The 7,410-nt window shown below is 71.8% G+C and carries 5 protein-coding genes, 1 tRNA gene and 2 pseudogenes; 3 read left to right on the top strand and 5 right to left on the bottom strand.

Features of this window, described 5'->3' with window-relative positions; translation table 11 throughout:
* Positions 1–90: 90 nt before the first annotated feature.
* A pseudogene (locus tag ACWD01_RS36650) lies at positions 91–606 on the top strand (MerR family transcriptional regulator); the annotation flags it as partial.
* 74 nt (positions 607–680) lie between these two features.
* Positions 681–1,247, top strand: coding sequence for a GNAT family N-acetyltransferase (locus tag ACWD01_RS36655; protein ID WP_451168220.1), 567 nt, complete (start codon positions 681–683; stop codon positions 1,245–1,247).
* A 35-nt stretch (positions 1,248–1,282) separates the two neighbouring features.
* Here ACWD01_RS36655 and ACWD01_RS36660 read toward each other — a convergent pair.
* The 5 genes and pseudogenes from ACWD01_RS36660 to mptB all read right to left on the bottom strand — a co-directional run.
* Positions 1,283–2,341: pseudogene (locus tag ACWD01_RS36660) on the bottom strand (IS256 family transposase); the annotation flags it as partial.
* 79 nt (positions 2,342–2,420) lie between these two features.
* Positions 2,421–2,494: transfer RNA gene (locus tag ACWD01_RS36665), tRNA-Pro, on the bottom strand.
* 184 nt (positions 2,495–2,678) lie between these two features.
* Positions 2,679–3,617: a metallophosphoesterase gene (locus ACWD01_RS36670; protein ID WP_451168222.1), complete on the bottom strand. Its 939-nt coding sequence runs from the start codon at positions 3,615–3,617 to the stop codon at positions 2,679–2,681.
* 21 nt (positions 3,618–3,638) lie between these two features.
* On the bottom strand, positions 3,639–4,946 hold the full coding sequence (locus ACWD01_RS36675) for a glycosyltransferase 87 family protein (protein ID WP_451168224.1): 1,308 nt from the start codon (positions 4,944–4,946) through the stop codon (positions 3,639–3,641).
* Positions 4,943–6,418 (bottom strand): polyprenol phosphomannose-dependent alpha 1,6 mannosyltransferase MptB, encoded by a 1,476-nt coding sequence (mptB, locus tag ACWD01_RS36680; protein WP_451168226.1) that lies wholly within the window; start codon positions 6,416–6,418, stop codon positions 4,943–4,945. The genes ACWD01_RS36675 and mptB overlap by 4 nt, the downstream gene beginning before the upstream one ends.
* A gap of 431 nt (positions 6,419–6,849) precedes the next feature.
* On the opposite strand from mptB, the gene ACWD01_RS36685 reads away from it, so the two are divergent.
* Positions 6,850–7,314 (top strand): GatB/YqeY domain-containing protein, encoded by a 465-nt coding sequence (locus tag ACWD01_RS36685; RefSeq protein ID WP_356894493.1) that lies wholly within the window; start codon positions 6,850–6,852, stop codon positions 7,312–7,314.
* Positions 7,315–7,410: the final 96 nt, after the last annotated feature.

The following is a 7,410-nucleotide window of genomic DNA, read 5'->3' on the forward strand; positions in this document are numbered from 1 at the left end:
AGACTTCGAACACCTCACCCAACGGCACGGGAGCCCTGTCCGTTGCGGGCACCAAGGCCATCACCCGATCGGTGGTCACGCTGAAAAGGCTCATTCGGCGGTCTTGACGCCACTCCCGCATTCGCGGGGGTCATGCGCTCGATGACCCCCGAGTTGCCCGACAACCCGGAGGCGGAACAGGTCCAGGCGTGGGTGGAGTTGGCCGAAATGTCCCTAGACCTGGGTTTCCGCGCCGTCGTGCGGCGGATGGCCGAGGACCAGGCAGCCGAGCAGGCCCGAAGCGACATGATGGGCCCGCGCCGCGACATTGCCGCAGCCGTCCGTGACCAGGCCGGCCCGGCCCTGACCGCCGGCATTGACCCGGCCTCGCCCCAGGCCGATCCGATCGTCGCGGCGTTCACTGCGCACTACGCGCACCTCCTCGGACGCCCCGACGACGTCGAGCTTCGCCGCCGGCTGGCGACTCGGCTGGAGAGCGTGAACGACCCCCGCAGGGAGCGATACCTCCAGCTGCTCGCAGTGGTCAACGGCTGGCCGGCCCCGGAGAGTCTGGCTCCAGTGTTCGATTGGTCCGTCAAGGCTCTGCGCATCCGGACACAGCAATGACGGGGCGGTCGCAAGGCGGCATGGGGCGGACGCGGCTGGCGTCGGGTGAAAACGCCGCCGCATATGATCGGTTGATGAGTGCCCCGGTCGTACTTCAGGCGGCCCCGTCGCCGCTCTCTTCCGCTCTCGTTCTTCGCCCCTGGCGCATGGAGGACGTTGCCGCATTGGTCGAGGTGAGCCGGGATCCCGCATTGCGCCAGTGGGCGAGCTCGGTCGTGGACAACCATGCCGACGGGGCACGCTGGGTGCAGGCCCAGCAGCAGGGCTGGGCAGCGGGGGACCGGTTCGGCTTCGCCGTCCTTGAGGCACAACCCGGTTCAGTTCGCGAACAGTTGGTGGGCAACGTGGTCCTCAAAGAAGTCACCTCCGGCAAACCGGCGGCCGAAGTGGGCTACTGGACCGCGGCGCACGCTCGCGGGCGGGGAGTGGCCTCCCGCGCTCTGGAGGCACTCACCAGCTGGGCCTTCGACACCTTCGAAGCCGACGGGCTGGAGCGTCTCGAGCTCCTTCACCAGGTGGACAACCTGGCATCGTGCCGGGTTGCACAGAAGAGCCGCTACGACTTCGACACCATCCTGCCCGCGGCACCGCCCTCCTTCCCCCGCGATGGCCACCTGCACATACGGCGCATGAGTGCCTGAGATCCTCCCGGCTTCTGCGGATCGGCTGAGGCTGCTCACGCCGAGAGGGTCTTGGGGCGTTCGACGAGGTGGCCGCGTTCGAAGCGGGCCCCGGCACGGACCAGAGCGACGAGTGGGGTGCGTTCACGCCCGCCAGCGGGCCTGGGCGGACTCGACCAGCTTGAAAACCATCGCCAGCTCGGCGGCCCGGCTGCCGGCAGCCTTGGTCACCTGGTCCGCAGCCGCACGGTGGCGAACGTTGACTCGATGGGATTCGTGGTCCGCAGGTGGATCCAGTGCTCGGCGGGGAAGTCGTAGAACGCCAGCAGCTCGTCCTCATCGTCCACGATCTTCTTGACCGCCTTGGGGTACTTCGCGTTGTACTGCTTGGCGAACATGGCGACGGCTTTGCGGGCCTGCTCCTTGTTCTCGGCGTTGTAGATGTCCTGGATGGCGCGCTTGGCCGCGGGCTGGGCCGACTTCGGCAGAGAATCGAGAACATTTGCGGTTTTGTGAACCCAGCATCTTTGTTCGCGGGTGTCGGGGAACACCTCGACCAGCGCCTTCCAGAAGCCGAGCGCGCCGTCCCCGACGGCCAGCACCGGGGCGCGCATGCCCCGGCGGGCACAGTCGCGTAGCAGGCCCGCCCACGCCTCCGTCGACTCGCGATAACCGTCGGCCAGCGCGATCAGCTCCTTGGTGCCATCCGCCCGCACGCCCATCACCACCAGCACGGCAGCCTTGGCCTCCTCCAGGCGTATGCGCAGGTGGATGCCGTCGGCCCACACGTACACGTAGTCCGTGGCCGACAGATCGCGGTCCATGAAGGCAGCGTGGTCGGCCTGCCACTGGGCCGTCAGCCGCGTGACCGTGGCCGGCGACAGCCCGGCCGAACTGCCGAGGAACTGCGCCAGCGCGGGCACGAAGTCCCCAGACGACAACCCATGCAGGTAGAGCAGCGGCAGCACCTCGCTGATCTTCGGGGACTTCCGGGCCCAAGGCGGCAGGATCGCCGAGGAGAACCGCCTGCGTTCGCCCGTATCGAGGTCGGTGCGCTTGTCGTTCACCCGCGGGGCCTTCACCTCCACGGTCCCGGCCGCGGTGGTGACCTTCCTTCTCCCAAACGATCACCGGAGACGCAGGAAGGGCCTGATCCGCAATACGGATCAGGCCCTTGACCTGGTGTTTCAGCTGTCGGGGTGGCGGGATTTGAACCCACGACCTCTTCGTCCCGAACGAAGCGCGCTGCCAAGCTGCGCTACACCCCGATGTCGCCGGTGTCCCGGCGACATCGATTACTTTAGCCCACCCGCGGCCGGAGACGAAATCCGGTTTCTGCCCGGGCCGCGCCCGCCCCGGACCCGTCTCGGCGCGGCCTCGACATGGGCCCGACGCGGCCCGGGAGGCAGCCCGTTTCGGTGTGGGGCCGGTCCGTGGCCGGCCCCCGCGCGGTCAGTCGCGGGTCGTCAGGGTCAGCAGGGTCGCCTCCGGGGGGCAGGCGAAGCGAACCGGGGCATAGCGGCTCGTGCCGCAGCCCGCAGAGACGTGGAGGAAGGAGACGTTTCCCTCGGCCCGGTGGGTGGAGAGGCCCTTGACCCGGTCCGTGTCCAGGTCGCAGTTGGTCACCAGGGCGCCGTAGAAGGGGATGCACAGCTGGCCGCCGTGGGTGTGGCCCGCGAGGATCAGGGGGTAACCGTCGGCGGTGAACGCGTCGAGGCTGCGCAGGTAGGGGGCGTGGACGACGGCCAGGGACAGGTCGGCGTCCTTCTCGGGGCCGCCGAGGACGTTCTCGTACCGGTCGCGTTTGATGTGCGGGTCGTCGAGGCCGGTGAAGGCGATCTCGTAGCCGTCGAGCTTGAGCCGGCCGCGGGTGTTCGTCAGGTCCAGCCATCCCGCGGCGTCGAACGCGTCGCGCATGCCTTCCCACGGGTTGTGGACGGCGCCGACGGCGTAGGCGTTGCCGTTGAGGCCGTGGCGGCCCTGCGCGTTCTCGAGGAGGTAGCGGGCCGGGTTGCGGAGCTTCGGGCCGTAGTAGTCGTTGGAGCCGAAGACGTAGACCCCGGGGATCTCCATCAGCGGGCCCAGCGCGTCCAGGACCTCCGGTACGCCCTCCGGGTCGGAGAGGTTGTCGCCGGTATTGACGACGAAGTCCGGGCGGAGACCGGCCAGCGACTGGAGCCAGGCCCGTTTCTTGCGCTGGCCGCTCACCATGTGGATGTCGGAGACCTGGAGCACCCGCAGCGGGCGCATCCCGCGTGGCAGCACCGGCACCGTCACCCGTCGCAGCCGGTACGAACGGGCCTCGATGCCCGCGGCGTAGACGAGGCCGGCGGCTCCGGCCGCCGTGATTCCTGCGGTGATCTTCAGGGGGAGCCCGTAGCGTGCGCGCATGTGTCCATCGTCGCAGACCTGTCAGGTACCGGGCGGCGGCGGGACGGCTTCCGCCGACGCGCTGCCGGCCGACGCGCTGCCGGCCGACGCGCTGCCGGCCGACGTGCTGCCGATCGTTGCGCTGCGCACCAGTAGGCCCGCCGGCCGGCGCACGGGCAGCGCGAAGAGAAGCCCGAACGCGATCCAGACGTATGTGTTGCCGCCGAGGAAGCCGTCGATGCCGGACGAGTCCTTGCTCCACAGCCACACGACGCTGCTGCACAGTACGACCGGCAGCGCGACCGCCCAGGCCAGCAGCCTGCGGCGGTCCGGCCCCTCCGGCTCGCGGAGCGCCGCGCCGGTGAGGACCACCAGGGCCGGCAGCAGCCAGACCAGGTGGTGCACCCAGGTGACGGGGCTGATCAGGCAGGCGAGGACACCGGTCAGCGCGAAGCCCGCGGCGTGGTCACCGGCGGCGGTCGCCCTGCGGACCCGCACCGCCCACACGGTGAGCAGCACGATCACGCCCGCCGCCCAGATCCCGCGGCTCGGTTCGTGCGGCTCCCAGAGCCGGGCCAGCAGCCCCTGCCAGGACTGGTTGGAGACGTACGCGAGCGAGCCGACGCGGTCGGTGTCCCACAGCGCCTCGGTCCAGTAGGTCCGGGAGGCGCCCGGTGCGATCCAGGCCGCCAGGCCCGTGGCGCCGAGCGCGACGGCGGTGGCGGTCGCGGCGGCCCGCGGGCGGCCGGTGAGCAGCAGATGGCCGATGAAGACGGCGGGCGTGAGCTTGATCGCGGCGGCGAGACCTATGCCGATGCCCGCGTAGCGGGAGCCCTTCCCGCCGGCCAGTAGCCGGGCGTCGGCGAGGACGAGTGCCAGCAGGAGCAGATTGACCTGCCCGAAGCTGACGGTGTCGCGGACCGGTTCGAGGAGGGCGAAGGCGCAGCCGGCGAGGGCGAGTGCGTACCAAGGGGTCCAGCCCTGGCGCCGGACGACCGGTCCGGCGGTCCAGCGCAGGATCACCGCGGCCGCCGCGGCGTTGAACAGCACGCTGAACGCGACGGCGCTCTGCCAGTCGATCAGCCGCAGCGGCACCATGCACAGGGCGGCGAACGGCGGGTACGTGAAGCCGTAGTGGCTGCCCGGCACCACGTAGTCGTACAGGGCGCCGCCGCCGGTCCAGTGGTGCACGGCCCCGAAGTAGACGCCGAGGTCGAACCAGCCGCGGTGCAGCGGCACCGTCGCGAGGAACAGTACGACGGCGGTGGCCAGCGCGGTGACCAGGAAGGCCCGGCCGCGGGTGGTCGTGGGCCGCAGCCAGGCGGCACCCGTCGTGTCCAGCTGTGTCATGCCGTACTCCCAACCGGGCGCTGAGCAACGCGATGTGCGCCCCACAGTGCCGCCACCCCGAGCAGCCCGCCGCTGACGGCGAGCATCAACTGCCCGGCGTCGGGGGCGAATCCACTCGGCAGTACGGCCAGGGCGAGGAGCCCGCTGGCGGCGGCGACCGTCCGGCGCAGGGATCGGCCCGGTCCGGCGGCGGCGATCAGGAACAGTCCCCACAGCAGGTACCAGGGGCGGATCGCCGGTCCGAGGAGTGCCACCGCCGTCAGGCTGAGCCCGAGCGCGTGCACCGGGCGCAGCAGGTGATGGCGGCGCCAGGCGAGCAGTACGGCGAGAGCGGTCGCGGCGAGTCCGAGCAGATGCCACGCCGGGGTCGCGAGACGGGCGGCCGCCGTGAGGGAGTCACCGGCACCGCTGAGCAGGGTGGTGGTCAGCCGGCCGAGGGTGGAGGTCAGGGACCAGTTCTCGGCGGAGACGGGGGTGTCGAGGGCGGCAAGCCATCCGTATCCGGTACCCACGGCCGCGGTGGTCAGTGCGGTGGTGGCCGCGCAGACGGCGAGAGCGCCGAGGACGGCGAACGCGGCGGCCGCCCGCGGCGACCGGGCGGGACGGGTACGCGCGGTCCGTGGCCGGGCAGCCGAGTGCGCCTGCCTCGCCCAGATGACGACGACGGCGACGAGCCCCAGCGCCGCGGGCGCCTTCACCAGAGCGGCCAGGGTGACGAGCGCCACGGCCACGACCGGCCTGCGGCCGAGGGCCGCGACGAGCCCGACGCCCAACAGCCCCAGCATGACGGCGTCGTTGTGCGCGCCGCTGACCAGGTGGAGCAGCACCAGAGGGTTGAGCGCGCCGAGCCACAGCGCCACGGAGGGGTTCGTGCCGCAGTGCCGGGCGAGCCGGGGCAGGCAGAGCGCCATGGCCGCCACGCCGAGCAGCGCGACCAGCCGCATGCCGAGCACTCCGGTGGCGACCTGGTCGGCGGAGAACGAGTGCAGACCGGGCGAGTGCGCCACCGCCGAGGCCAGGGCCAGGAAGACCGGGCCGTACGGGGCGGGGGTGTCCCGCCACAGGGGCGCGACCTCGGCCGTGAGCGGTCCGCCGAGGTGGGACGGGCCGTGGGTGTACACGTCGAGCCGGGCGTCGACCATCGCGCCCTGGGCCAGGTAGCTGTAGACGTCGCGGCTGAACAAGGGCGGCGCCACCACCAGCGGCGCCGCCCACAGCACGAGCGTCATCAGCAGGTCGCGGCGTCCGGGTGGGTGGGGTCCGCGTACCGTTCTGCCCACGAGCGCCCAGGCCGCGACCAGGACGACGAGCCCGAAGTACGCGCCGACGAGCCCGAGCGCGGCGCTCCCCGAGTCGGGGGCGAGTATCTCCCGTACGGGGAGGGCTCCGGCGCTCACGCCGCCCGCCGCCAGGGCCGTCGAGCCGGTGAGTCCGAGCAGTTGGCAGTGGCGGAAGTCGACGGTCCGGCCCAGGCCTCGACCGACGGCCGAGACGGTCCGGCCCAGGCCTCGACCGACGGCCGAGACGGTCCGGCTGAAGGCCCGGCCGAGAGTCCGGTCGACAGCCCGGTCGACAGCCCGGCCGAGAGTCCGGCCGATGGTTCCGCCGACGGCCCGGGCGACGGTCCGTTCGGCGAGGAGACGGAGGGACGGCACCCGCGCAGGCTGTCAACAGCCGGTGTCCGGCAGGCGAAGCCCCGGCCGCCCCCGGGGGGCGTTCGTGTGTAGGTCGCCTTACGGCCCGGGGAGCTCGGCCCGCCGCGCTGACGGACCCGCGTCCGCCCGCTGCCCCCGGTCGTTCGGTGTGCGGACACCGCCGGCCCACCGGCGATCCACCCGGCACGGCGGCGACCGACACGAAATGCGCGGGCGCGCCTCGTCACGCACCTGCCACACTTGCCCGCATGACCACGCTCAAGTCCAAGCTGCAGGAAGACCTCACCACGGCGATCAGGGCGCGCGACGAACTGCGCTCCTCCACGCTCCGGCTGACCCTCGCCGCGATCACCAAGGAGGAGGTCTCGGGCAAGAGCGCCCGTGAGCTCTCCGACGACGAGGTGCAGAAGGTGATCGCCAAGGAGGCGAAGAAGCGCCGCGAGGCCGCCGACGCGTTCGCCCAGGGCGGTCGTGCCGAGCAGGCCGAGCGTGAGAAGGCGGAGGGCGTGATCCTCGACGCGTACCTGCCTCAGCAGCTGACGGACGACGAGCTGCGCCAGATCGTGGCGCAGGCGGTCGAGGAGGCCAAGGCCGCCGGTGCCGAGGGCCCGCGCGCGATGGGCGCCGTCATGAAGATCGTGAACCCGAAGGTGGCCGGCCGCGCCGAGGGCGGCCGCGTGGCCGCCACGGTGAAGCAGCTGCTCGCGGGCTGACGTCGGCGAGAACTCCAGCCCCGGACGCACGAGCCGTACCCGCTCTTGAGCAGCGGCCGGGCCAGTGCCTGGAGCCGGTCGTCGTCGATCAGGCCG

This window comes from Streptomyces sp. NPDC002835 (genome assembly GCF_053591995.1).

Excerpts from the sequence above, each read along its gene's own strand:
- ACWD01_RS36655 (WP_451168220.1), top strand. The coding sequence starts at position 681 with ATGAGTGCCCCGGTCGTACTTCAGGCGGCCCCGTCGCCGCTCTCTTCC.
- ACWD01_RS36670 (WP_451168222.1), bottom strand. The coding sequence starts at position 3,617 with ATGCGCGCACGCTACGGGCTCCCCCTGAAGATCACCGCAGGAATCACG.
- ACWD01_RS36685 (WP_356894493.1), top strand. The coding sequence starts at position 6,850 with ATGACCACGCTCAAGTCCAAGCTGCAGGAAGACCTCACCACGGCGATC.
- ACWD01_RS36675 (WP_451168224.1), bottom strand. The coding sequence starts at position 4,946 with ATGACACAGCTGGACACGACGGGTGCCGCCTGGCTGCGGCCCACGACC.